General features: G+C 64.9%; 24 protein-coding genes. 17 read left to right on the forward strand and 7 right to left on the reverse strand.

Features of this window, described 5'->3' with window-relative positions:
* Positions 1-26 precede the first annotated feature (26 nt).
* From IEW49_RS11880 to IEW49_RS11960, 17 genes are all read left to right on the forward strand, one after another.
* A complete protein-coding gene (locus IEW49_RS11880) occupies positions 27-893 on the forward strand; it encodes a hypothetical protein (protein ID WP_188642855.1) in 867 nt (288 codons plus the stop codon).
* A gap of 31 nt (positions 894-924) precedes the next feature.
* Entirely contained in the window at positions 925-2,166 is a 1,242-nt protein-coding gene (locus IEW49_RS11885) for a lipopolysaccharide biosynthesis protein (protein WP_188642856.1), read from the forward strand.
* A 67-nt stretch (positions 2,167-2,233) separates the two neighbouring features.
* The gene (locus IEW49_RS11890; RefSeq protein WP_188642857.1) at positions 2,234-2,827 is read left to right on the forward strand and encodes an acyltransferase; all 594 of its coding nucleotides are present in this window, start codon (positions 2,234-2,236) and stop codon (positions 2,825-2,827) included.
* 1 nt (position 2,828) lies between these two features.
* A complete protein-coding gene (locus tag IEW49_RS11895; protein WP_188642858.1) occupies positions 2,829-4,103 on the forward strand; it encodes an O-antigen ligase family protein in 1,275 nt (424 codons plus the stop codon).
* Between the two features lie 7 nt (positions 4,104-4,110).
* On the forward strand, positions 4,111-5,070 hold the full coding sequence (locus IEW49_RS11900) for a WaaS/CpsH family glycosyltransferase (RefSeq protein WP_188642859.1): 960 nt from the start codon (positions 4,111-4,113) through the stop codon (positions 5,068-5,070).
* Between the two features lie 2 nt (positions 5,071-5,072).
* On the forward strand, positions 5,073-5,516 hold the full coding sequence (locus IEW49_RS11905) for an acyltransferase (RefSeq protein WP_188642860.1): 444 nt from the start codon (positions 5,073-5,075) through the stop codon (positions 5,514-5,516).
* Positions 5,517-5,674: 158 nt separating this feature from the next.
* A complete protein-coding gene (locus IEW49_RS11910; protein ID WP_188642861.1) occupies positions 5,675-6,652 on the forward strand; it encodes an NAD-dependent epimerase/dehydratase family protein in 978 nt (325 codons plus the stop codon).
* 38 nt (positions 6,653-6,690) lie between these two features.
* Entirely contained in the window at positions 6,691-7,422 is a 732-nt protein-coding gene (locus IEW49_RS11915; protein WP_188642862.1) for an FkbM family methyltransferase, read from the forward strand.
* Positions 7,415-8,221: a WecB/TagA/CpsF family glycosyltransferase gene (locus tag IEW49_RS11920; RefSeq protein WP_188642863.1), complete on the forward strand. Its 807-nt coding sequence runs from the start codon at positions 7,415-7,417 to the stop codon at positions 8,219-8,221. The genes IEW49_RS11915 and IEW49_RS11920 overlap by 8 nt, the downstream gene beginning before the upstream one ends.
* A gap of 7 nt (positions 8,222-8,228) precedes the next feature.
* A complete protein-coding gene (locus IEW49_RS11925; RefSeq protein ID WP_188642864.1) occupies positions 8,229-9,200 on the forward strand; it encodes a GDP-L-fucose synthase family protein in 972 nt (323 codons plus the stop codon).
* Between the two features lie 133 nt (positions 9,201-9,333).
* Entirely contained in the window at positions 9,334-10,377 is a 1,044-nt protein-coding gene (locus tag IEW49_RS11930) for a Gfo/Idh/MocA family protein (protein ID WP_188642865.1), read from the forward strand.
* On the forward strand, positions 10,374-11,255 hold the full coding sequence (locus tag IEW49_RS11935; protein ID WP_188642866.1) for a hypothetical protein: 882 nt from the start codon (positions 10,374-10,376) through the stop codon (positions 11,253-11,255). The genes IEW49_RS11930 and IEW49_RS11935 overlap by 4 nt, the downstream gene beginning before the upstream one ends.
* Complete coding sequence (locus IEW49_RS11940) at positions 11,252-12,382, forward strand: NAD-dependent epimerase/dehydratase family protein (protein WP_188642867.1); 1,131 nt, start codon at positions 11,252-11,254, stop codon at positions 12,380-12,382. The genes IEW49_RS11935 and IEW49_RS11940 overlap by 4 nt, the downstream gene beginning before the upstream one ends.
* A gap of 58 nt (positions 12,383-12,440) precedes the next feature.
* Entirely contained in the window at positions 12,441-13,802 is a 1,362-nt protein-coding gene (locus IEW49_RS11945) for an O-antigen ligase family protein (protein ID WP_188642868.1), read from the forward strand.
* 16 nt (positions 13,803-13,818) lie between these two features.
* Entirely contained in the window at positions 13,819-14,544 is a 726-nt protein-coding gene (locus IEW49_RS11950; protein WP_188642869.1) for a polysaccharide biosynthesis/export family protein, read from the forward strand.
* Between the two features lie 19 nt (positions 14,545-14,563).
* Complete coding sequence (locus tag IEW49_RS11955) at positions 14,564-16,780, forward strand: GumC family protein (protein ID WP_188642870.1); 2,217 nt, start codon at positions 14,564-14,566, stop codon at positions 16,778-16,780.
* Between the two features lies 1 nt (position 16,781).
* On the forward strand, positions 16,782-17,987 hold the full coding sequence (locus tag IEW49_RS11960) for a hypothetical protein (RefSeq protein WP_188642871.1): 1,206 nt from the start codon (positions 16,782-16,784) through the stop codon (positions 17,985-17,987).
* A 2-nt stretch (positions 17,988-17,989) separates the two neighbouring features.
* On the opposite strand, the gene IEW49_RS11965 is transcribed toward IEW49_RS11960, so the two are convergent.
* The 7 genes from IEW49_RS11965 to IEW49_RS11995 form a co-directional block, all read right to left on the reverse strand.
* The gene (locus IEW49_RS11965) at positions 17,990-18,424 is read right to left on the reverse strand and encodes a hypothetical protein (protein ID WP_188642872.1); all 435 of its coding nucleotides are present in this window, start codon (positions 18,422-18,424) and stop codon (positions 17,990-17,992) included.
* Between the two features lie 63 nt (positions 18,425-18,487).
* Positions 18,488-19,762: a UDP-N-acetyl-D-mannosamine dehydrogenase gene (gene wecC / locus IEW49_RS11970; protein ID WP_188642873.1), complete on the reverse strand. Its 1,275-nt coding sequence runs from the start codon at positions 19,760-19,762 to the stop codon at positions 18,488-18,490.
* 77 nt (positions 19,763-19,839) lie between these two features.
* On the reverse strand, positions 19,840-20,961 hold the full coding sequence (wecB, locus tag IEW49_RS11975; protein WP_188642874.1) for a non-hydrolyzing UDP-N-acetylglucosamine 2-epimerase: 1,122 nt from the start codon (positions 20,959-20,961) through the stop codon (positions 19,840-19,842).
* 53 nt (positions 20,962-21,014) lie between these two features.
* Entirely contained in the window at positions 21,015-21,620 is a 606-nt protein-coding gene (locus IEW49_RS11980) for a hypothetical protein (RefSeq protein ID WP_188642875.1), read from the reverse strand.
* A 59-nt stretch (positions 21,621-21,679) separates the two neighbouring features.
* Entirely contained in the window at positions 21,680-22,207 is a 528-nt protein-coding gene (locus IEW49_RS11985; protein ID WP_188642876.1) for a demethoxyubiquinone hydroxylase family protein, read from the reverse strand.
* Positions 22,204-22,707 carry a disulfide bond formation protein B gene (locus IEW49_RS11990; protein ID WP_188642877.1) on the reverse strand — a complete coding sequence of 168 codons (504 nt, stop codon included), beginning with the start codon at positions 22,705-22,707 and terminating at the stop codon, positions 22,204-22,206. Before IEW49_RS11990 ends, IEW49_RS11985 begins: the two co-directional genes overlap by 4 nt.
* Before the next feature lie 4 nt (positions 22,708-22,711).
* Positions 22,712-24,064 carry a S41 family peptidase gene (locus tag IEW49_RS11995; RefSeq protein ID WP_229658187.1) on the reverse strand — a complete coding sequence of 451 codons (1,353 nt, stop codon included), beginning with the start codon at positions 24,062-24,064 and terminating at the stop codon, positions 22,712-22,714.
* Positions 24,065-24,091 lie beyond the last annotated feature (27 nt).

Consider the following 24,091-nt stretch of genomic DNA (forward strand, 5'->3'; position numbering starts at 1 on the left):
ATATCGGGCCACGGAAAGAGTGGATTATGGCGACCGCGATCCTGAAAGATACCTACGGTTTCCTGCGTTGGCGGCTGGTGCCTGTGCGCATGCTCGGCAAGTTGAAGAACACCCTTGCGCGCCCCGCCAGGCCGCCGCGGGCCGAGACTCGCTTCGATCGAGATAAGCTCGCGCGGATCGAGAACGATGGGATCGCGCCCGCGACGCCGATCGCGCCGGCCCTGCTAGACGAAATCCGCGAGAAATATATGCCCCGCGCCGCACAGGTCGTGCCGCGCACCGCAGGCCACCCGTTCGAAAACGTCATGCGTGCGGAAGATTTTACCGCCGACGATCCTGTTTTCCGCCTGGCCTTCTCCGAGGAGGTCCTTGGGGCAGCCGACGCCTATTTCGACGGGCACTTCCTGTTCGACAGCATCCAGGTGCTGCATTCCTTCCCCACCGAGGGCAAGTTGCGCGCGAGCCAGATGTGGCACAAGGATTACGGCGACATCAAGTCGCTCCACCTCGTGATGTACGTCAACGACGTGGAGGACGACGCGGACGGGCCCTTCGTCTATATCGATCGCCAGCGCAGCAAGTCCGTGGCCAGGCGCCCGATCATCCGCCGGTTGTCGGACGACGACATTGCCGGCGAGATCGGTGGCAGCGACTTCCAGCGCTTCTTCGGCAAGGCCGGCGAAGGCGTCTTGGTCGATCCTTCGGCGTGCTACCATTACGGCAGTCGCTGCAGGAACGGGCGCACCGCGGTGTTCGTGACATTCAACACCGCGACGCCCTACGAACCGATGCAGGAACCGCTCAAATCGGCGCGACGGCAGGCGGCGGAAGAGGCGCGCAAGGTCCGGCCCGACCTCCCCGGCGAGTATATCGACGCGATCCTCGAAGCCTGACGGCACCGCCGGTCGACCGCCCTACCCGGACATGATGAACACACGCACCGCCTTCGTAGCCATCGGTCTGGCGGTGAACCTGTTCGTGCTGCTGCGCGGCGTGGTGTTCATGACCGCGCTCGACTACGAGGCGCTCGGCCTGATCGCGCTGGTGCAATCGGTGATCCTGTTCACCGGCATGCTCCATTTCGGCCTGCTCAATGGCGGCTATCGCCTGTTGTGCCATGCCGGCCCCGCCTATCGCCAGCGGATCGTCAATCTCGCCTGGGCGCTGTTCGCGGCCATCGCGCTGGCCATCGCGCTGGCCGCTCTGGTCGCGCTCACGCAGGTCGATACAGCGCTGTTCCGCGCCGCCGCGCTGCTGACGGCAATCGGCGGCATCTGCACGCTGCTGCGCGCGTGGATGATCAACGAGATGGTGGCCGCGGGCCGGCTCAAGGCGATCAACATCGTCAACGCGATTTCGATCGCCGCTTCGCTCTCCGTGCTGCCATTCCTCGGCATCGATCCGCCGCTGATGGCGATCATCTCGATCGTGATCCAGCCGGTCCTCTTCGTCGCCGCCGCGCTGGCGGCGCGCGCGGTGCTGTGGCCGACAAAGCTCAAATACAACCGACGGCTGGCCCGCCTCGTCTTCCGGGCCGGCTTCATCCTTTTCCTGACCGGGCTATCGGTACAGCTGATCAACCAGATGGAGCGCTGGTATGTCGGCGGCGAGCTCGGCCTCGAACAGCTCGGCCGGCTCTATCTCGCCTTCCTGTTCCTGACCCTGTTCCAGATGACCCCCAACCTGCTCGAGCAGGTCTTCCTCCCGGGGATAGTGCGCGCCCGCAAGGCCGGAAACATCCCCGAAGTCCGCCGCGAGATGCGCAATCTGCTGCTGTTCAATCTCGGCTACGGGTTCGCCACGATCATCGGCCTCGCGCTGCTGGCCGAGCCGATCCTCGCGTGGTTCCTGCCCAGCTACATCCCCGACCTGCGCTGGGTCTACTTGTTGGCCCCGGGGTTGATCGTGTTCGCGCTTTCAGGACCGTTCGCGATCGTGTTCAACGTGGTGATCGACTACACTTGGTACGTCGTGGCCTATGGCCTCGGGACACTCGCCACGGCGCTCGGCTTCGGGATCGCGCTCGCAACCGGTTACACGCTGGGGCTCGACCATGTCATCCTGCTGCGCGACGGGGTCTACCTCCTGATGGCGCTGGTGATCGGTTACGGGTGGTGGAATCTGTCGGCGCGGCATCGCGAATTCCGCCCGCTGGTAAGGAGTTAGGCGCAGGCTCCTTGCCGCCCTCGCGGCCACGGTGTAGGCGCGGTGCGCATCCAGACACGGGCCGGCCATGCTCCACTTCCGCATTCGCGATTACCTTTCGATCCTGTTCTATCGCCTGCTCGCGCCGTTCTTCGGGCAGATGGGCAAGCGCGTGCGGATCGTGCGGCCGCTACGGATCTACGGCGCGCGTTATTGCGAATTCGCCGACGATTCGGTGCTCCAGTACGGTGCCTATCTCGCCGTGCTGAAAGAGTTCGACCACGCCCCGCTGCTCAAGGTCGGGGCGCGGACGATGATCGGCAACCATGCGCATATCGTGGTCACCAGGCGGGTCGAATTCGGAGCTGGCGTGCTGACCGCCGACCGCCTGTTCGTGTCCGACAATCGCCACACATTCGAAGATCCCTCGATCCCGATCCGCGACCAGGGCCTGACCCAACTGGCCGAAGTCCGGATCGGCGACGGCTCCTGGATCGGCGAGAATGTCTGCATTTCGGGGGCCTCGATCGGAAGTCATTGCGTAATCGCGGCCAACAGCGTCGTCACCAGCGACATTCCCGACCGCTGCATTGCGGCCGGCGCGCCGGCGCGGATCGTCAAACGCTATTGCGAGCGCCGCGAGGGCTGGTATCGCACCGGTCCGGACGGGGAGTTTGCCTGAAATGGACACGAGGATCGACACGGCAAGAAGGGGCCTGCTGCGCAATGCGCTGGTGCGCCAGCGGCTGCGTCAGATCGCGCTGTTCGCCGGGATTCTCATCTCCGGCGGGCTCCTTTCGATCCCGCGGCTGCCGCTGCTCGCCATCGTGGTGCTGATCTGTTTCGCGCTGCGCAACCCGTTGCAGATCCTCAAGGTCGAATGGGTCGGCATCTGGATGCTTCTCGCCGCGACCGTGGCGGTGGCACTGATCGGCGGCGAATCCTTCCAGCTGGTCGCTCTCGCGACGCGACTGGCGAACTTCCTCGCCGGCGCGGCGCTGCTCCTGCTTTATGTCGATCGCAAGCCCGGCACCCTCTCGGCGGACCTTTATCCGCTGCTGAAGCTGATGGCCTACCAGGCCGTCCTGACCCCGATCGTCTACCTCGCCATCCCGCAGTTCTTCGTCTCGTTCCGGGTCCAGGACGCGATTTACGAGACCTTTCTTTACGTCTTCACCTTCCATGAATTCGTCGCCAATGCGACCTTCTTCAAACGACCCGACGGCTTCTTCTTCGAGCCCGGCGTGTTCCAGATCTACCTCAATATCTTCCTGTTCATCTGCCTGTTCCTGCGGCGTTTCTCGGCCTTCGATATCGGGCTCGCAACGCTGGCCGTCATCGCGACCCAGTCGACCACCGGCGCGGTGATCCTGATCCTCCAGTATGGGGTGGTCTATCTGCGCTGGCTGAAGGAAAGCCGCGGTGCCCAGCAGTTCGGCCTGTTCCTGATCGGCCCGGTCCTGCTGCTGCCGCTGGCCGCCTACACGACCTACAATGTCGGGGAAAAGTTCTACGGCGAGTTCAGCGGCTCGGCCGAGGCACGCGAATTCGACCTGCGGACCGGCTTGAGCGTGGTGATGGAAAAACCGCTGACCGGGATCGGGTTCGATTACGATAGGTATTTCGACGTCGCCAATCGGGTCGGGTATCGCGAAGCCGAGCTTTCGGTCGACAACATTACCGATCGCGCCAATTCGAACGGCATCGTCACCCTGCTGTACAGCGTCGGCATCCCGATCAGTCTGATCTTCTTCTGGGGCGCCTACAGGCAAAGGCTGTTCCGACCTCGATGGCTGTTCGCCGCGCTGATCTTCCTGTCGCTCTCGGCCGAGGCACTGTTTCTCTCACCTTTCTTCCTCATGCTGGTCTTCAGCGGGCTGCTGCTCAACCCAAGGCGGAGCGCCTCCTTCGGCGAACGGCGTGACGCACCGCGTTCGCGCAAGATGCAGGCCGCCTGATCCCCGCATGGCTCGCATCCTGTTCATCGGCATCGATTTCCATTCCTATCCGCGCGAGATCCGTGCGGCGGGCGAGCGACTGGGCCATACGGTGGATTTCCACCCGCTCGAGGATCGCAGCTTCGCCGCCAAGACGGCGAAGAAACTCGCCGGCGGGATCTATCGCAAGCAGCTCGACGCCTATCACCGCCGCATCGTCGAGCAGAGCGCGGGCAAGGATTACGACGTCGTCCTGTTCATCCAGGTCCACCACATGGCGCCCGAAACCGTCCAGCGCCTGCGCGAACTGCACCCCTCCGCGCGCTTCGTGCTCTACAATTGGGATTCGCTGACCACCCACGATTTCACCCCGTGGCTCCCTTTCTTCGATCACGCCGCGACCTTCGACCCGGAGGACGCCGAGGCGCTGGGGATCGCCTACCTGCCGCTGTTCGCGATCCCGACCTTCTTCGAGATCGACCGCGATCGGCCCAAGGATTTCGATCTCTATTTCGTCGGGGCGATCGGTACGCTGCATCGCTTCGACGCGCTCGCGCGGCTCCACGCCTTCGCCGAACAGCACGGTCTCGCCACCCATTTCCACCTGGTCTGCAGCCCGGTGATGCGCGCGACCTTGCTGCGCAAGCGCAAGCCGATTCCGGGACTGACGGGCAAGGGGATCGGATTCGACAGTGTCATCGACCTGCTCGAGCGTTCGCGCGGGACCTTCGATTTCGCCAATCACCGGCAGTCGGGCTATACGATGCGGGTGATCGAAAACATGTGCGCCGAACGCAAGATCGTGACCGAGAACCGCCGGATCCTCGACGAACCCTTCTACCGCGAGGACCGGTTCCACGTGGTCGACGGGCACGATTTCTCGGGTGTCCCGGAATTCCTCGCGCGGCCGATCGAATCGATCCTCGACACCAGCCAGTTCTCGATCGACAACTGGTTGCGCCAACTGGTCGAACCGCAGGGAGCGTGAGCGTGAGCGAAGAAACCAAAGGCCTGCGGCAGAGCATCGCCAAGGCGGTCCAGCGACTGCGCTGGTACCGCTACAAGCTCGCCGGATACGACATCCACCCGACCTGCGAAATCGAGCGCGGGCTCAATCTCGATCGCTATTTCCCGCAGGGCATCCATGTCGGCGCGCACACCATCCTGACCTCGCGTGTGACGATCCTCAGCCACAAGCTGGTCCCCAAGAAGAGCCTGGGCCGCTACGACGGCGAGAAGGTGCACACCCATATCGGCGAATGGTGCGTGATCGGGATCGGCGCGGTGATCATGGGCGGGGTGCGGATCGGCGACCAGTGCGTGATCGGTTCGGGCGCGGTGATCACGAAGGACGTGCCGTCGAACACGATCATGGCCGGCAATCCCGCGCGGGTCGTGCGCGAGGGGATCGAAATGGAAGACCTCAAGCTTTAGCCCGATACCGCCTCGCAGGTTGATTATCGGTTCGACATTGCTAAGCGGCTTGCGAGAGTTTTTTTAACCGTATTTCCCGCAAGGCCCTGAACTTCACGAGCGATTGGATGACGCCGTCGCGTGGGGTCTATGCGAGCAAGAGAATGAGGACATTAGCCATGCAGAAGACCGCCCTTGTTTGCGGTGCCGGGGGATTCATCGGCGGCCATCTCGTCAAGCGCCTGAAGAGCGAAGGCTTCTGGGTGCGCGGGGTCGACCTCAAGTTCCACGAACACGCCGAAACCGAGGCCGACGATTTCGCCATCGGCGACCTGCGCGACCAGCGCTTCGTGCGCGAAGTGGTCGACCAACGTTTCGACGAGGTCTACCAGCTCGCCGCCGACATGGGCGGTGCCGGCTACATCTTCACCGGCGAAAACGACGCCGACATCATGCACAATTCGGCGACGATCAACCTCAACGTGCTCGACGCCTGCCACAAGCGGAACATCAAGCGGGTGTTCTATTCCTCGTCGGCCTGCATGTACCCCGAACACAACCAGCTCGATCCCGACAATCCGAACTGCGTCGAGGATTCGGCCTATCCCGCCAATCCCGACAGCGAATACGGCTGGGAAAAGCTGTTCTCCGAACGACTCTACCTCGCCTACAACCGCAATTACGGGATGGAATGCCGGGTCGCGCGCTATCACAACATCTTCGGCCCGCTCGGCACCTGGCAGGGCGGCAAGGAAAAGGCCCCGGCCGCAATGTGCCGCAAGGTCGCCGAAGCGCACGACGGCGGCTCGATCGAGGTCTGGGGCGACGGCAAGCAGACCCGCTCCTTCCTCTATATCGACGAATGCATCGAGGGCACGACCAAGCTCCTGCGCTCCGATTTCGCGGGTCCGGTCAATATCGGCTCGGACGAGATGATCACGATCAACGGCCTCGCCGAAATGGTGATCGACATCGCCGACAAGGACGTCTCGGTGCACAATATCCCGGGTCCGCTCGGCGTGCGCGGACGCAATTCGGACAACAACCTGATCAAGGAAAAGCTCGGCTGGGCGCCGTCTCAGACCCTGCGCGAAGGCATGGAAAAGACCTATGCCTGGATCGCGACCGAAGCGAAGAAGCGCGACAACCAGAAATAATCCCGCAATTCTCGAGAAGGCTGGGCTAGGATCGAGCGATGAGTGCGAAGAAGAAACTGCTCGGGCTGGCCAACAGCCTGATCGCGCCGACCGGTGTGCAATTGTATCGCAAGGGCGTCGACATGGAGTCGGTGCTGCGACAGGTCGCGGGCTGGGACCACGGCATCAATTCGGTGATCGACCTCGGCGCGGCGAAAGGCGACTGGAGCCGGATGGCGCTGAAGCTCTTCCCGAACGCGCGGATCGTCGGCGTCGACCCGCTCGACGAGCGGCGGCCCTATCTCGATCGGCTCAAGGCCTCGAACCCGCGCTTCGATTACGTCCAGGCGGTCGCCGGCAAGGACGATGGCGGCACGGTCGAGCTGGCGGTCACCCCCGATCTCGACGGCAGCACGATCCACGGCAGCGAAGGCGAAATGCGTACCGTGCCGGTGCATTCGGTCGATGCCGTGGTGGAAATGAAAGGGCTCGAGGGCCCGTTCTTCATGAAGTTCGACACGCACGGTTTCGAGAAACCGATCCTCGAAAGCGCGGAAAAGACGCTCGCGCAGACCAAGTACATCGTGATGGAAGCCTACAATTTCCGCCACTCGCCCGACACGCTGCTGTTCCACGAGATGATCGCCTTTATGGAAGAGCGCGGGTTCCGCGTCAGCCACCTGGTCGACATCCTCAACCGTCCGACCGACGGGGCGCTGTGGCAGATCGACCTGTTCTTTGCGCGCCACGACGATCCGATCTTCAACAGCGATTCCTATCGCCATGGCTGATGTCGAGCCCGCGACCACATCGGGCGCGAAACCCGACCGCGCGAGCCCCGACCAGTGCGTCGAGGCGATGGGCTATGCGGTCTACAACGAAGACCTGGCGCTGATCCCGCTGCGCCGCCCGTGCTCGACGATCCAGACGATCAGCCCGATCAGCTACGGCAACGCCACCCGCGACGAGACCTATCGCGACGCGATGCAGCAGGCCGATTACCTATGCCTCGACGGGGTCTATTTCGGCCTCGCCAGCGTGGTGCTCGACGGCAAGACGATGAAGCCCAATCAGGGGCCGGACATCTTCTATCACTTCATGGAGCGGCTGCAGGCGAAGAAGGGCCGCGTGTTCTTCCTCGGCGCTTCGCCCGCGACGCTGAAGAAGATGGAAGAACGCACCCACCGTGACTATCCCGATATCGAAGTCGGCAGTTATTCGCCGCCCTTCAAGCCCGAATTCACCGACGAAGACAACGACGCGATGATCGCGGCGGTCAACGCGTTCAAGCCCGACGTCGTGTTCCTCGGCATGACCGCGCCCAAGCAGGAAAAATGGGGCTATCTCCACCGCGACCGGCTCGATGCGAGCATCGTCGCCGCAGTCGGCGGGGTGTTCGACTGGTATGCGGGCAACCGCAAGGAGATCCACTGGTTCTGGTGGAAGATCTACATGGCCTGGCTGATCCGCACGATCGACCGGCCCGAGCTGCTCAAGCGCTATCCGCAGATCGCCAAGTTCTTCTGGCACCTGATGCTGGCACGGGTCGGGATCAAAAAACACCCGGACCCGAACCCCAATCGGGGCTGAGCCGCGCATGGCGCTGGGTGAGCCTTACGACCTGACCGGCAAGCGAATTTTCGTCGCCGGGCATCGCGGGCTCGTCGGATCGGCCATCGTTCGGCGACTCGCGCGCGAAGACTGCGTAATCCTGACCGCCGGTCGCGAAACGCTCGACCTGACCGACCAGGCTGCGGTGCGCGACTGGTTCGCCGCCGAGCGACCCGATGCGGTGTTCCTCGCGGCGGCAAAGGTCGGCGGCATCGGCGCGCATGGACAGGCCCCGGTCGATTTCCTCCACGACAACCTCCTGATCGAGGCCAACGTGATGGAGGCGGCGCACCGCGCTGACGTGGAAAAGCTGCTCTTCCTCGGCTCGTCATGCATCTACCCCAAGCATGCCGACCAGCCGATCTCCGAAGACGCGCTGCTGACCGCCCCGCTCGACCCGATCCACGAAGGCTATGCCATCGCCAAGATCGCGGGGCTCAAGCTGGCGCAGGCCTATCGCGCGCAGCACGGGCGCGATTTCATCTCCGCCATGCCGACCAATCTCTACGGCCCGGGCGACAATTTCTCGCTGCAATCGAGCCACGTCCTGCCCGCGCTGATCCGCAAGGCGCACGAGGCAAAGCTGGCCGGGGACGAGACGATGGAAATCTGGGGCACCGGCTCGGCGCTGCGCGAATTCCTGCATGTCGACGACCTCGCCGACGCCTGCGTGTTCCTGATGCGCGACTACTCGGACGATGGTCACATCAATGTGGGCTTCGGTGAAGACATCTCGATCCTCGAGCTGGTGAAGCTTGTGAACGAGGTGGTCGGCTTCGAGGGCGCAATCGTCCACGACCGCTCGAAGCCCGACGGCACGCCGAAGAAGCTGATGGACAGCAGCCGCCTGCACGCCCTTGGCTGGCGACCGTCATACGGGTTGCGCGAAGGTATCGCGCAGACCTATGCCTGGCTGGAAGAGGCGATCGCGGCGGGCGATATTCGCGGGCTCGAATGAGCCTGCTGCGAGGTGCAACGAACCGCGGGCGACTTGCCCTTCAACGGTTTGACTTGACCATTCGAGCGACTAGAAGGCGCGCCATTCCCCGCCGGGGCTGACCGGCGCTCGAACAGACGACCGGATACGTTTCATGACCACTGATCTGAAGCTCGGCATTATCGGTGCCGGGCGCATGGGGATCACCCATTTCTCGATCGCCAATGCGCACGACCACGCCGAGGTGACCGGCGTCGCCGATCCGTCGAAACTCGTCACCACCATGATGGGCAAGTATACCGGCGTCGGCACCTACAAGGATTACAAGGGCCTGCTTAAGGGTGAGGAGCTCGATGCGGTGCTCGTCTGCACCCCGCCCGCCCACAACCCCGAGATCCTCGACGCGGTGCTCGAACGGCGGCTGCATGCCTTCGTCGAGAAGCCGTTCATGCTCAAATCCTCCGATGGCGAACGTTTCGCCGCCGGGTTCGACGCGGCGGGCCTCGTCAACCAGGTCGGTTACGTCAATCGCTGGAACGACATGTTCACCAAGGCGAAGGCGTTCGTCGACGAGGGCCTGATCGGCGAACCGCTGCGCTTCCGCAGCGAGATGTTCAGCGGCACGATCGTGCGCGACGTGGGCGAGGCCGGCTGGCGCGCGACGCATGCCAATGGCGGCGGCGCGGTCTACGAGATGGCGAGCCACGCGATCGACCTGATCGCCTATTTCTTCGGCGCGCCGGACAGCGTCGGCGGCACCACGCTGTCGAAAGTCTATTCGAAGCAGGTCGAGGATATCGTCGCCTCGAACCTGTTCTACGACCACGGGCTGACCGGCTCGATCTACGTCAACTGGTCCGATGCCAGCTTCCGCAAGCCGACCAACAAGTTCGAGGTCTTCGGCAAGAAGGGCAAGATCCAGGTCGACCAGCACGGGATGAAGATCTTCCTCGCCGAAGCGAACGAAGCGCACGGCTTCAAGCAGGGCTGGAACCAGCTCTACATCACCGACGTGTTCTCGAGCGTGCCGTTCTACGTCCGCGGGATCGAATACACCGCGCAGCTGTTCGATTTCGTCGCCTCGATCAGGGAGGGCAAGCCCGTGCGCTGCACCTTCGCCGATGCGACCGCCGATCTGCGCGTGATGGAGCAATTGTTCGCCGACGATGCGGCGCGCGCAGCGGGAGACGCGGCATGACCATCGACCGGATCGTCTTCGGCGACAACCAGTTCTTCGGCATCAACCACATGAGCCAGGACAAGGCGCAGGAACGCGCCGAGCGCTTCGCCAAACTCGACAACGTGATGGCGGTCTACGACCACGCGATCGAGGCCGGGATCGAGGGCATCATGCTCAACAGCAACGACCGCGCGAAGGGCATCTGCGACCGGTTCCGCGCCGAGCCCGAGAAATACGGTCACCTGCGCTGGTACCCGTCGATCCCCTACCCCCATAAATATGCCAGCATGGTCAACGACAAGGGCATGGTCGGCGCGGTGCAGGAAATTCTCTTCGCGCAAGGGGCCAAGTCGGCGTTCGGCAAGATGCTCAAGGGCGGCATGGCGGTCGCCACGCTCGACGCGGTCAAGCTGATGAAGATGCTCGTTGACCAGGAGATGGAGATCTACCACGATCTCGACGTCCGCGTGGTCTTCCTGCAGAACATCATCGTCGACCTGATGCTGGGCTACGATGTAGCCGAGCCATTCGTCGCCTATTGCGAGCATATCCGGAAGAAATACGGCGCCTATCCGGGCCTGATCACGCAGAACCTGCCGTTCTTGCGCCGGAAGCTGATCGAATGGGGTATCGAGGACGTCGTGATCTGCGCCTCGATCAACAAGATCGGTTACCTCCAGTCGCCCGGCGTCGAGGAATACGAGGCGGTGCTGGCCGAGAACGACGGCGAGAAATATCCGATCATGGCGATGTCGACGCTAGCCTCGGGCGCGGTGCCGGCACCGGAAGCCTATGAGTACATCAACCGGCTGAACGTCCAGTCGGTGGTGTTCGGCGCGTCCTCGCCCGGCAACATCAAGCAGAGCGTCTCGCTGATCGAAGGGGCGCCCGCATGAAGGTACTGATCACCGGCGGGGCGGGCTTCATCGGCTCGCGGCTCGCGCTTCGATTGGTCGAGTGCGGACACGAAGTCACCGTGCTCGACAACCTGCTGCCGCAGGTCCACGGCGACCGCCCCGAAGAATCCGAAGGCTACCGCGCTGTCGCGGCCAAGACGAATTTTGTTCGTGGCTCGGTAACCGACCGCGACTTGCTGCAACGCGCGCTGACCGGACAGGACGCGGTCGTCCACCTCGCCGCCGAGACCGGCACCGGCCAGTCGATGTACGAGATCGAGCGCTACAATGCGGTCAATATCGGCGGCACCGCGTTGCTGCTCGATATCCTCGCCAATGGCGAGCATGCGGTGAAGCGCGTGGTCGTCGCCTCCTCGCGTTCGATCTACGGCGAAGGCCGCTACCGCGCGCCCGACGGCACCTTTGTCTATCCCGAACACCGCGCCGAAGCCGACATGAAGGCGGGCGATTTCGAGGTGAAGCATCCGGGAATCGACGGCCCGCTCGAGCTTGTCTCGACCGACGAGGAATCCAAGATCCACCCAAGCTCGGTCTACGGTATCACCAAGCAGGTGCAGGAACAGCTGGTGATGACCGTGTGTCCCTCGATCGGGGTGGAAGGCGTCGCCTTCCGCTACCAGAACGTGTTCGGTCCCGGGCAGTCGCTGTCCAACCCCTATACCGGCATCCTGTCGATCTTCTCGAACCTGATGATGCAGGGCAAGCCGATCAACATCTTCGAGGACGGCGAGGAGAGCCGAGACTTCGTGTTCGTCGACGACGTCGTCGAGGCGACGGTGCTCGGAATCGAGCACCCGGCGGCGGCGAACGAGGTGTTCAATGTCGGTACCGGCGATCCCGTTACCGTGATGACGGTGGCGCAGACGCTGTCGCGCCTGCTCGAGGCCGATGTCCCGATCGAGGTGAGCGGCAATTTCCGCCTCGGCGACATTCGCCACAATTATGCCGACATGGCGAAGATCGAGCGCCTGCTCGGTTTCACCCCGGCCTACGATTTCGAACGCGGGATCGCGCGCCTCGCGGCCTGGGCCAAGGCTTCGGGACCGCAAGCGAGCTCCTACGAGGAAAGCCTTGCGGAAATGCGCCGCAAGGGCCTGATGAAGTAAGGCGATGCGATCTTCTAGAAAATCGCGCCCCGCGCGGTACGCCCTCAGCCTTCCTTTCGTGGCGCTATGCGTCCTGCTGGTTTGCGCCTTCCTGCTCGGCGGCGGATCGCGCGGCGACATCCTGTCGTTGGTCGTACTGCGTCCGGTGGCGATCGTGTGCCTCGCGGTGGGGATTGCCTCCGTCACCCGCGACCAGATCGCCGAACACCGTTTCGTCGTCCTGATGATGGCCGCGATCGTGGCGGTGATCGGGCTCCACCTCGTTCCTCTGCCCCACGCCATCTGGTCCGCCCTGCCGGGCCGCGAACTTGCGGTCGAGGCGGGGGCGCTGGTCGGGCTCGACGATGCGTGGCGACCGCTGACCCTGTCGCCCCACCGCGGCTGGAACGCGTTCTACGCGATGTCCGTCCCTGCCGCGGTCGTGCTGCTCGCGATCCAGCTCGACAAGGAGCAGCACCTGCGAATCCTCTATCTCGTGATCGGGCTGGCCTGTCTCAGCGCGATGCTGGCCGTGGCGCAGGCGGCCAGCGGCGGCAACGAGGCGCTGTACCCCTACCGCATCACCAATGACGGCTACCCGGTCGGACTGTTCGCCAACCGCAATCACCAGGCTGCGCTGCTGTGTGCGGCAATCCCGCCGCTGGCGCTGCTGGCGTTACGCGCCAAGGGTCCTTCGCGCGCGCTCGTCCATTCGGTGGCGGGGGCGACGGCGGTGGCGTTCGTCCTCCTGACGCTGGCGACCGGTTCGCGCGGCGGCCTCGTCTTCCTCGTGGTCGCGGCGCTGGCGAGCGCCGGTTTCATTCGCGCGCACGAAAAGCCGCCCGCCCGGCGCGGCGCCCGCTCGCTCAAGCCGGTCTATGTCGCCGGCGCGATCGGCGTTGTCGCGCTTGCCGGGTTTCTCGCCATTGCCTTCTCGCAGGCCGAGGCGGTGGATCGCGTCGCGACGGGGGACGTGGCCGAAGAATATCGCCTGGTGGTGTGGCAATCGGTCGCGGGATTTCTCGGCCAGTACCTCCCATTCGGATCGGGCGTCGGCTCGTTCGTCGAGGTCTTCCAGGTGCACGAGCCGCTCGAAATGCTCGGCTTCGCCTACTGGAATCACGTCCATAACGACTGGCTCGAATGGGTCCTCGAATTCGGATTCGTCGCGCTTGTCCTGCTCGGGCTGTCGATCGTCGTGCTGGTCCGGCGCACGCGCGCAATCTGGATCCGCCTGCCCCTGAAACGCGGGGCGCACCAGCTTGCCTGGACCGGGGTTGCGGTGCTTTTTATCCTTGGCCTTTGGAGCTTGGTCGATTACCCACTCCGCGTCCCCTCGCTGGCCGCCCTGGCCGCGCTCGGGGCTGTTTGGATGGGAGCGCCCGGTTCGGCCGCTGCGGACATGCCGGCAAAAAGCCGCCGCAAGGTTTCGGGAATGTGAGACGATCGGGGTCGAAATGAAATTCAACGTTGCCTTGGCCATCGCGATGGGAGCCTCGCTGCTCGCCGCGTGCAGCAATGCGCCCGGCCCGGTCGGTGGCGCGCAAAATATCGCCGTGGTCGAGGGCGATCTGCCTGCCCCATCGGCGTCGGACCTCAACCGCGTTCCCGAAGTCGGCCCGATCCGGATCAACGATCGCCTCAAGGTCGACGTGTTCGGCGTCCCCGAGCTGAGTGGGCGCGAAGTCACGGTCGATTCCAACGGTCAGATCAGTTTCCCGCTCATCGGTACGGTCGAAGTCGCCGGCCTCCAGCCTGCAGAAGTTTCCGCCCGCATCGCCCAGCGCCTGCGCGGACAATTCGTCAGGGACCCGCAGGTCACGACGCTGGTCACCCAGACGACCGAGCGCGAAGTCACCGTCTACGGTGCGGTCACGGCCCCCGGCGTCTATCCGGTCCTCGGCAAGACTTCGCTGCTCACCACCGTCGCCAAGGCTCGCGGGCTGAGCGAATACGCCAATTCGCGCGACGTGGTGGTGTTCCGCACCGTCGACGGCCAGCGCATGGCGACGCTCTACAATCTCGAAGCGATCAGCCGCGGTGCGTATGACGACCCGGCGATCTATCCGAACGACATCGTCGTGGTCGGCGACAGCCCGTCGCGGCGCCTGTTCGACGATATCGTCGGCGCGGCGACCCTCGTCGTCACGCCATTGACCATCCTGTTGCAGAATACGTTGTAAGCGAGGGTATCGGAAACCAATGTCGAGCGTCGCAACGCCCCCCGCTGAAACCGGTTCGATCTTCGACGACGATCGCGCCTATGACGAAGCCGTCGTGCGCAAGCACGATCGCGACGGGTCGCTGATCCGCGACTATGTCGCCATCGTCCTGCGCCGCAAATGGGTCATCCTCGCGGTGCTGGTGGCGGCGCTGCTCGCGGGCGTCGCGGCAACGCTGCTCGCGACGCCGCAATACACCGCCTCCTCGCGAATCGAGATTTCCCGCCAGGACCAGCGCATCACCGATGTCGAAAGCGTGGCCGACAGCGATCGGACCTTCGACCAGGAATTCTACGAGACGCAATACGAATTGCTGCGCGCACGCGCGGTCGCCGAGCGGGTCGAACGCGAATTGCGCCTCGCCACCCGGCCCGAATTCTTCGAAGCGCACGGCGTCGATCTGAGCGAACTGCCGCTGCGCGAGACGAACGGTCAGGCACCGTCGCGCGAACAGCTGGGCGAATTGCGCGAGGCGGCGGTCGACCTCCTGCTCGACCACGTCCAGATCTCCCCGATCGCGCGTTCCTCGCTGGTCGACATCGTCTACACCAGCGCCAATCCGACGCTGTCGGCCGAGGTCGCCAACGCCTGGGCCGAACAGTTCATCGCCGAGAGCATCGACCGCCGCTTTTCGATGACCAGCGATGCGCAGGAATATCTCGAGCGCCGGCTCGGCGAGCTGCGCGAGGACGTGCAGGACTCCGAGCGCAAGCTCGTCACCTACGCCAACCAGAACGACATCGTCATCCTCAACCGCCAGGAAGAGGACGGCCGCACGGTTTCGACCCCGACGCTGACCGCCGCGACGCTCGAACAGCTCAATTCCGCGCTGGTCGAAGCCACCGCCCAGCGCGTCGCGCTCGAGGCCCGGGCCAGCTCGCCCAACGGCTCCGACGTGGCGGCCAACCCCGCCGTCGGCAACCTGCGGAACCGCCGTTCCGAACTGCAGGCGCAATATGCCGAGCTGATGGTCCGGTTCGAACCGGGTTATCCGGCGGCGCGCGCGCTGGCCGAACAGATCGAGGCGCTCGACAATTCGATCGCGCGCGAGGAAGCCCGCCTGCGCGGCGGCTCGCAAGGCGATTTCCAGGCCGCGCTGCGCCGTGAACAGGCGCTTCAGGCCCGGGTCGACAACCTCACCGACCAGCTGCGCAACCAGGAACGCGCTCGGATCCAGTACAATATCTACCAGAACGAGGTCGACACCAACCGCGAGCTCTACGAGGGAACGCTGCAGCGCTATCGCGAGATCGGCGTCGCTTCGGTCGGTGCGAGCAACATCTCGATCGTCGACCTCGCGCAGGTCCCGGTCGGACCCTCCTCGCCGAACCTGCTTCTCAACCTGCTCGTCGCGCTGTTCGGCGGGATCGCGGCAGCCGGCATCATCGTCTTCCTGATCGAACAGTTCGACGACGGGATCCGCAATCCCGACGACGTCACCGCATCGACCGGGCTTCCGCTGCTCGGGGCAATCCCGATCGCCGACGACGACGAGGAGATCGTCGATCTCATCAACGATCCCAAATCCGAAGTGTCCGAAGCCTATCTCACGGTCCGTTCGAACCTTGCCCTGTCCTCGAGTCACGGCGTGCCGCGCTCGCTGCTCGTCACCTCGAGCCGCGCGGCCGAGGGCAAGAGCTCGACCTCCTATGCCCTCGCCACGATCCTCGCGCGGACCGGCAAGAGCGTCGTGCTCGTCGATGCCGACATGCGCTCGCCGTCGGTGCACCAGATCCTCGGTCGCGAGAACGCCAAGGGCTTCTCGAATTTCCTCGCCGGAGAGGGCGCGCTGGAAGGTCTGGTCCACACCACCGGGACGCCGAACCTCTCGGTGATGACGGCCGGTCCGACCCCGCCGAGTGCGGCCGAATTGCTCAGCGGCGATCGCACGACGACGCTGATCGAAACCCTGCTCGCGCAATACGACCACGTCGTGGTCGATGCCCCGCCGCTGCTCGGCATCGCCGACGCGCCGCTGCTGTCGAAATCTGTCGGCGGGGTCGTCTACGTAATCGAATCGCGCGGCGTGCCGGTGCGCGGAGTGAACATGTCGCTCGATCGCCTGCGCGACAGCCGCGCCACCCTGCTTGGCGGCGTGCTGACCAAGTTCGACGACGAAGCGGCCGCCGGTTACGGTTACGGTTACGGTTACGGCTACGGTCTCAAATACGGTCGTACCGAAGACGAAGCGGCCTGACATGGCCCGTCCGGTCGGTCGCATGGCCCGGCGCGTGCTGGGTGGGCTCGTCACGCTCGTCGCGGCGGGCGCCGCCGCCAGTTTCTCGGCCTCGTTCGCGCTCGAATCGCGCGATCCCGCGCTCGCGCTCAAGCTCGACGGCACCAATCCCGAGGCGCTGATCGGGCGGGCCGAAGCCGCGCTGGCTAATCCGGGATCATCGCTCGACAACGACGACTTGCTCGAAGCCGCGCGCGCCTCGATCGCCGTGCTCCCGCTCAACGCCGCCGCTTTCCGGCTGTTCGCCAGCTCGGCCGCGACGAGCGAGGGGATCGAGCGGTTCGAATCGCAGGTCGAAATGTCCGACCGGCTCTCGCGGCGCGATCTTGCCACCCAGCTCTTCCTGATCGAAGCCGCGGTGGAACGGCGCGATATCCGCGCGGCGCTGCGCCATTACGACACCGCCATGCGGATCAGGGAATCGAGCCGCGGATTGCTGCTGCCGGTGCTTTCCTCGGCTATCAAGTCGCCGGAGATCCGGACCGAGCTCGTGCCCTATTTCCGCGATCGCGCACCCTGGCTCGGCGAATTCATCCGCCACGCGATCAACAATAGCCCCGAACCGCGCAACGTCGTGCGCCTGCTCGACGAGGCCGGCGGCATCCCCGAGGGCAAGTTCCTCGACACGCTCCATGCGCAATTGCTGAGCCGGCTCGTCAACGAAGGCGAATTCGCGACTGCGGCGGATTATTTCCGCTCGATCCGCCCCGAAGCGCGCGAAATACTCGGATCGATCGCCATGACGGCCGACTCGACCGACGCGAAATATACGCCGGCGACATGGCAGGTGTTCACGATCGCCTCGATCGAATCGATGTTCCTCGCCGCCCCCGATGGCGGGTTCGAACTGACCAGCGAGGTCGAGCCCGGCTTTTCCGGATCGATCGCGCGCCGTCTCGCCGCACTGCCGGCCGGCGAATACCGTATCTCTGCGCCGATCCGGGCAACCGACATGGCGCCGGGGGCGACGGTGACATTCCAGCTGCGTTGTGCGAGCGATGTCGTGCTCGATAAATCGATCGAGATCCGCGACGGGATACCCTTTACCGCCGATTTCACCATCCCCGCCGGATGTACGACGCAATTGCTGACGATTTCGGCCGGGATCGGATTCGAACCGCGCAAGCCGGTCCTGACGATCGGGTCGCCGACGCTCTCGCGCCGCTGAGGCTAACCCAGCGAGCGCAGGCAGACGATCGCCAGCTGCGCCTGCTCGCTCCGCTCGTCCTTGAGCCGCTCTGCATCGCGCGCGATCGTGGCACGGATTTCGCGCTCCGACGGGCCTTCCGAACTGGCGATGGCCCGGTTCTCGTAGATTTCGGCGGCGCGGTCGATCATCGCCATTTCCGACGAGCCGGCCTGTCCGGCAAGCGCCTGCATCGCGCCCGCAGTGACCCTGAGCGAGGTTGCGCAGCCCTGCGCCAGCTCGAAGGCGGTTGCATCATCGCCGATCAGATGTCCGCCCAGTGACAGCAGCCGCGCCGTCTCTTCGGGTACGATCTTCCCGTCCTTGTCCCGGGTCGAATCGGCCTCGCTTTCGGCCGAGCAACCGGCCAGCGACATGACTGCGGCGAGCGTGAACGGGAGAAGGTTTCGATACATCATGGGATCCTCGTGCGACCGCGGCGGCCTTAACCCGCTAGCCACTGCGGGTCCATCGGCGAACGCTCAGTCGCGCCAGATTCCGCGCGTATCGTAGACCAGTGCATCGCCGCGCTCTGCGGCGGGGATCGCCCGGAAAACGTCGTGATCTACCAGCACGATATGAATTCCCGCGCTTTCGATCGCATGATCGATATCGGCGAGCCGCGCGCCCGTCCCGTCGAACTCGCGCGGCAGCTCGGTCGCGTGCGGTTCGACGATCGAGATGCGGTTGCCGAAACGCCGCGCGAGCCTGGCGGCGATGAAGCGGGCCGGGCTCTCGCGGAAATCGTCGATATTGGCCTTGAAGGCGAGGCCGTAGACGGCGACCGGGGTGTTAGGGTGGTCGGCGCACAGCGCAGTCGCGCGGTCGAGCACGTGGTGCATCTTGGCATCGTTGCGTTCGCGCGCGGTACGGATCAGGTCGCTTTGCTCGGGTGCGCCGTGGACGATGAACCAGGGGTCGACCGCAATGCAGTGTCCGCCGACGCCCGGACCGGGCTGGAGGATGTTGACCCGCGGATGGCGGTTGGCGAGTCGGATCACCTCCCACACGTCGAGATCCATCGTATCGGCGATCATCGACAGCTCGTTGGCGAAGGCGATGTTGACGTCGCGAAAGGCATTTTCGACCAGCTTGGTCATCTCGGCCGAGCGCGCATCGGTGACCACGCATTCGCCGCGCACGAAGCTCTTGTAGAAGGCCAGGGCCTTGCGCGCGCAACGCGGGGTGATCCCGCCGATCGAGCGATCGTTGTCGATCAGCTCGACCAGGATCCGGCCGGGCAGCACGCGCTCGGGGCAATAAGCGATCGCAATATCGGGCGTGCCCCCTTCTCTTCCATTGGTGCCCAGCCCCGGAAGCTTGAGGTCGGGACGCAATTCGGCGATCCGGTCGCGCATCGCCTCGGTCGTGCCGACCGGCGAGGTCGATTCGAGGATCACCGTGTTGCCGGGTTCGAGCACCGGGGCGAGCCGCGCGGCGGCGTCCATCACGAAGGTCAGGTCGGGGGTGTGGTTGCCGTCCTTCTCGAACGGCGTCGGCACTGCGAGCACGAAGGTATCGGCGGGCCTGATCTCGGTTCCGGCGGTCAGCAACCCGCGCTGGACGACCCCGCGCACCAGCCCGTCGAGGTCGACCTCTTCGATATGGATTTCACCGCGATTGATCGTTTCGACGACCTGCTCACTGACATCCACGCCATAGGTCGGGATGCCCGCGCGCGCGATGATCGCGGCGGTCGGCAGCCCGATATAGCCGAGGCCGATCACGCATGCCGTGTGGTCGCGTCCGCTGTTCATGTCGCTGTTCGGCCCCTCGCAAATCTCGCACCGCCCCTAGCACGATACGGTTAATTCATGCGTAACGGAATAACGGGTCAACCGGCGTCGGCGACCAGCAGCGCGATCCGTTCGGCCGACTTGCCGTCGCCGAAGGGATTGTGCGCGCGCGCCATCGCTTCGTAGGCGGATGGATCGTCGAGCAGGCGTTCGACCTCGGCCACGATCCGGTCTGCATCGGTGCCGACGAGCCTGGCGGTGCCGGCCGCGACGCCTTCGGGCCGCTCGGTGGTCTCGCGCATCACCAGCACCGGCTTGCCGAGCGCGGGCGCCTCTTCCTGCACCCCGCCGCTATCGGTGAGCATGATGTCGGCGAGCGACAGCAGGTGGGCGAAATGCGGGTAGTCGAGCGGCTCGATCATTGCGACGTTGTCGAGCCCGCCGAGCGCCTCGTCCATCACCGCGCGCACGTTCGGGTTGGGATGGACCGGGAAGATCAGCGCCACGTCATCACGCGCGGCGATCCGGCGGATCGCCTCGGCGATCGCCTCGAGCCCGCCGCCGAAATTCTCGCGCCGGTGGCTGGTCACCCCGATGATGCGCTTGTCGGCGAAGCGCTCCTCAAAGTCGGCCAGGCCCGCGGCCAGTTCGGGCTCGCGCGCGATCCGCTCGGTGACCCAGTGCAGCGCGTCGATCACGGTGTTGCCGGTTACGTGGATCGTCGCCGGGTCGACATTCTCGGCCTTGAGCGCGCTCGCGGCCGTTTCGGTGGGGGCAAAATGCAGCGCGGCGAAACTGCCGACCACCTTGCGGTTCACCTCTTCGGGCCACGGCTGGTAGATGTCGCCGCTGCGCAGTCCCGCCTCGACGTGATCGACAGGGATCCTGCGGTAATAGGCCGCCAGCGCAGCGCACATGACGGTGGCCGTATCCCCCTGCACCATAACCCGGTCGGGCCGCTCGATGTCCATCACCTTGCCGAGTTCGACCAGTAGCGAAGCGGTCAGCGCGTCGAGCGACTGCCCGGGGGTCATGAGGTCGAGATCGTGGTCGGGCACGATGCCCGCGATATCGAGCACCTGGTCGAGCAGGCCGCGATGCTGGGCCGAAACGCAGACGACGGGTTCGACCCCGTCGGTTTCGTGCAAAGCTCGGATGACGGGAAACAGCTTTATCGCCTCGGGACGGGTCCCGAACACGACGAGAATCTTCTTGGCCATGCGCCCCCCTTGCCTTGCGGGAGACGCTCTAGCCGCCGAAGCCTAAACTGTCATTAACCCTGCGGTTCGTCGGCAGTGTCTTCGTCCGCATTCTCGTCCGGCTGCGTCGTCGCGGGCGGAGCCGGCAGCGGCGCGGAGTCAGGATCTTCGGCCGCACGCTCGGCTTCGAGCTTGCGCATATAGGCCGCTTCGAGCTCCTCGACGCGGGCCTGCGTCTCGGCCGCGTCCTCGTCGATTTCCGCGAGGCGTTCTTGCCGCGCTTCCTCGATCAGCTGGGCGAAGCGGACCGAATCGGCCATCGCCTTCTCGCCATAGGCCTTGCGGATCATCTCCTGCGTGCAGCCGGTGAAGCCACCCGCCCCGGTCGGCGAGCAGCTCTGGATGCCGCTATCGGTCATCATTTCGTACGTCCGCACGCGATCCTCGAACGGCTCGGCGTCGCGGCTGCCGCTCTGCCGCAATTCCTTGGGGATGCGATAGGGGTCCTCGAGCCGTCCGCAGACGGTGATCGTGGTCTCGGTCGAGGCCGGGCATTCCTCGTCCTCGGTGATGAAGACCTGGTTGATCTTGGTGTCCGCATCCTGCGCCATGGCGGGCGTCGCGAAGGCGGTCGCAGCGAAGATGCCGGGGGCGATCAGGGTCAGAGCGAGCTTCTTCATGGGCTTTTCCTTGTCCTCATCGAAACAGCGCGGGAGCGGCCCACGCGGTTCCGGCACAATCAGATTTTCTCCGAAATACGGATGGCGAGGCGGCAGCCGAGCCGGATCGCACCCGACAGCAGCGCATAGGCCGGGGCCTGTTCCGCCCCCGCTTCGAGCGCGGCATCGCGATGCTCGCGTTCGTCCTCGCGGAATTCCTCGACCATCGCCGAAAGTTCGGGGTCGCTGTCGCCCAGCTCGTCGAGCTGGTCGGAATAATGCTTGTCGATCTCGGTCTCGATCGCGGCGGTGCAGGCCATCGCCGCCTCGGGGCCCAGCAGCGCCGTGCCCGCGCCGAGCGCATAGCCGGCGACCGACCAGAAGGGCTGCAGCGCGGTAGGGCGCACGCCGCGTTCGGCCATCAGAGCGTCGAAGCGGGCGCGATGACCTTCTTCCTGCCGCGCCATCCCCTCGATCTCGGTCGAGAGGTGCGAGCGATTGCCCATCACCGCCAGCTGGCCGCGATAGATCCGTGTCGCGCCGAATTCGCCGGCCTGGTCGACCCGGATCATCTCGGCGAGGCGGCTTGGTGCGGTCTGCGTGGTCATCGCGGTCTCCCGGACTTGGCAAGTAGCGCGAACACGGTCAGCGCGCCCGCGATCGAGAACAGGAAATTCCAGCCCGCAAGCGAAATCCCGAACAGCGACCATGGTGCCACGTCGCAGCGCACGAGATCGGCATTCATGATCGCTGCCAGCGGATCGCCGCCCGACAGGTCGACCGCCGACGAGCAACCGGTGATGCCGTCCCACCAGCCATATTCGACCCCGGCATGGAAGCCGCCGATCAGCCCCGAAACGAGCACCGCGAAGGCGGCGAGCGCGACCGGCCAGCGCGCCGGCCGGAGCGCGAAGCCGAAGAACGAAATCGCGATCGCCGCGATGTGCGGATAGCGCTGCCACCAGCACATCTCGCACGGGAAGAGCCCGAACACATATTGCGAAATCAGCGCCCCACCGAGCAGGAAGGACGGCACGCCGAGCGCAATCCAGCGCGCGGTCCGCCGCGCGGTGCCGGTGGTGTCGCCGATGGTCTTGCGTCCGCGCATCGCCTTACTTGCGCCGCGCGAGGCCGACGGGGTTCGACGTGCGATTGAGCGTCTTGATCGCGTAGTCGAGCTGGAAGTCCTCGATTCCCTGCGCCTCGAGCTCTTCCGCCGTGACCTCGAAACGCGGATCGGCCTTGCGGTCGTTCTCGAGCTCGCGTTCGTCGAGATCGATTTCATTGATCAGGTGCCCACGCAAGTCGCTTTCGCGGAAGGCGAGGCGCGCGCGGCGGGCGGCATCGGGATCGGACAGCTGCGGCACGCGGATGTCGGGATTGATCCCGCCCTCCTGCACCGACTTGCCCGCCGGGGTGTAGTAGCGCGCGGTCGTCAGCTTGAGGCCGCGCGTGCGATCGTCGTCGAGATAGAACAGCGACTGGACGCTGCCCTTGCCGAAGCTGCGTTCGCCCATCACCAGCGCGCGGCGCTGGTCCTGCAGCGCGCCCGCGACGATCTCGCTCGCCGAAGCCGAACCGGCATTGATCAGCACGATCATCGGCAGGCCGGGCGTGATCTCGCCACGGAAGACGAGTTCGGCGGGGAAGGTCCGGTTGTCCTCCTCGCGCCGCCCCTTCTGCGACACGATCGTGCCCTCGGTCAGGAACAGGTCGGACAGGATCACCGCTTCGCGCAGCGACCCGCCCGGATTGTTGCGCATGTCCAGCACCAGACCGGTCAGCTTGCCGCCCGGCACGTCGCGCCGCATCGAATCGATCGCCTCGGCGACATCGATCCCGACATCGCGCGAGAATTCGTTGATCGAGATCACCCCGACCGTGCCCTCGATCTCGTAGGTCACCGGTTCGAGCTGGATGCGCCCGCGGGTGACGGTCACGTCGAACGTGTCCTCGCGCCCGGCGCGGAAGATGGTGAGCTGGATATCGGTGCCCTCGGGCCCGCGCATCTTCGCGACCGCCTCGTCGAGCTCCCAGCCGATGATCGACTTGCCGTCGAGGTGGGTGATGTAGTCGCCGGCCTTGATGCCCATCTCGTCCGCCGGACTGCCCTTGAACGGGGAGATCACCTTGACCGCGCCGTCCTCTGACACGACCGAGAGGCCGAGGCCCTGGTATTCGCCGTCGACCAGCGTGTTGAGCCGTTCGATCGCGGTCCCGTCGAGATAGCCCGAATGCGGGTCGAGGCTGGCGAGCATTCCGTCGATCGCGCCGCGGATCAGCTGCTCGTCATCGACGCCCTCGACATAGTTCGATTTCACCATCTCGTAGATTTCGAACAGGCGGGCGAAGTCGGACGAGGTGCGCGCATCGACCTGCGCAAGGCCGGCCGTGGTCGCGGGAAGCAGCGCCACGGCACCGACGAGGGCGCTGGCACGGGCGAGCGAAGCGAATTTTTTCTTCAACCGAAAACTCCTCATACGCGCGGATTT

This window comes from Pseudoblastomonas marina, from assembly GCF_014641655.1.
Taxonomy (GTDB): Bacteria; Pseudomonadota; Alphaproteobacteria; order Sphingomonadales; family Sphingomonadaceae; genus Alteriqipengyuania_A; species Alteriqipengyuania_A marina.

Bases quoted from the DNA above. Each gene is read 5' to 3' on its own strand.
- IEW49_RS11880 (WP_188642855.1), top strand. From the start codon at position 27: ATGGCGACCGCGATCCTGAAAGATACCTACGGTTTCCTGCGTTGGCGG.
- IEW49_RS11910 (WP_188642861.1), top strand. From the start codon at position 5,675: ATGCAGAAGACCGCCCTTGTTTGCGGTGCCGGGGGATTCATCGGCGGC.
- IEW49_RS11990 (WP_188642877.1), bottom strand. From the start codon at position 22,707: ATGCGCGGACGCAAGACCATCGGCGACACCACCGGCACCGCGCGGCGG.
- IEW49_RS11965 (WP_188642872.1), bottom strand. From the start codon at position 18,424: ATGATGTATCGAAACCTTCTCCCGTTCACGCTCGCCGCAGTCATGTCG.
- wecC (WP_188642873.1), bottom strand. From the start codon at position 19,762: ATGAACAGCGGACGCGACCACACGGCATGCGTGATCGGCCTCGGCTAT.
- IEW49_RS11955 (WP_188642870.1), top strand. From the start codon at position 14,564: ATGTCGAGCGTCGCAACGCCCCCCGCTGAAACCGGTTCGATCTTCGAC.
- IEW49_RS11895 (WP_188642858.1), top strand. From the start codon at position 2,829: ATGGACACGAGGATCGACACGGCAAGAAGGGGCCTGCTGCGCAATGCG.
- IEW49_RS11940 (WP_188642867.1), top strand. From the start codon at position 11,252: ATGAAGGTACTGATCACCGGCGGGGCGGGCTTCATCGGCTCGCGGCTC.
- IEW49_RS11925 (WP_188642864.1), top strand. From the start codon at position 8,229: ATGGCGCTGGGTGAGCCTTACGACCTGACCGGCAAGCGAATTTTCGTC.
- IEW49_RS11960 (WP_188642871.1), top strand. From the start codon at position 16,782: ATGGCCCGTCCGGTCGGTCGCATGGCCCGGCGCGTGCTGGGTGGGCTC.
- IEW49_RS11915 (WP_188642862.1), top strand. From the start codon at position 6,691: ATGAGTGCGAAGAAGAAACTGCTCGGGCTGGCCAACAGCCTGATCGCG.
- IEW49_RS11950 (WP_188642869.1), top strand. From the start codon at position 13,819: ATGAAATTCAACGTTGCCTTGGCCATCGCGATGGGAGCCTCGCTGCTC.
- wecB (WP_188642874.1), bottom strand. From the start codon at position 20,961: ATGGCCAAGAAGATTCTCGTCGTGTTCGGGACCCGTCCCGAGGCGATA.
- IEW49_RS11920 (WP_188642863.1), top strand. From the start codon at position 7,415: ATGGCTGATGTCGAGCCCGCGACCACATCGGGCGCGAAACCCGACCGC.
- IEW49_RS11930 (WP_188642865.1), top strand. From the start codon at position 9,334: ATGACCACTGATCTGAAGCTCGGCATTATCGGTGCCGGGCGCATGGGG.
- IEW49_RS11885 (WP_188642856.1), top strand. From the start codon at position 925: ATGATGAACACACGCACCGCCTTCGTAGCCATCGGTCTGGCGGTGAAC.
- IEW49_RS11890 (WP_188642857.1), top strand. From the start codon at position 2,234: ATGCTCCACTTCCGCATTCGCGATTACCTTTCGATCCTGTTCTATCGC.
- IEW49_RS11980 (WP_188642875.1), bottom strand. From the start codon at position 21,620: ATGAAGAAGCTCGCTCTGACCCTGATCGCCCCCGGCATCTTCGCTGCG.
- IEW49_RS11985 (WP_188642876.1), bottom strand. From the start codon at position 22,207: ATGACCACGCAGACCGCACCAAGCCGCCTCGCCGAGATGATCCGGGTC.
- IEW49_RS11900 (WP_188642859.1), top strand. From the start codon at position 4,111: ATGGCTCGCATCCTGTTCATCGGCATCGATTTCCATTCCTATCCGCGC.
- IEW49_RS11935 (WP_188642866.1), top strand. From the start codon at position 10,374: ATGACCATCGACCGGATCGTCTTCGGCGACAACCAGTTCTTCGGCATC.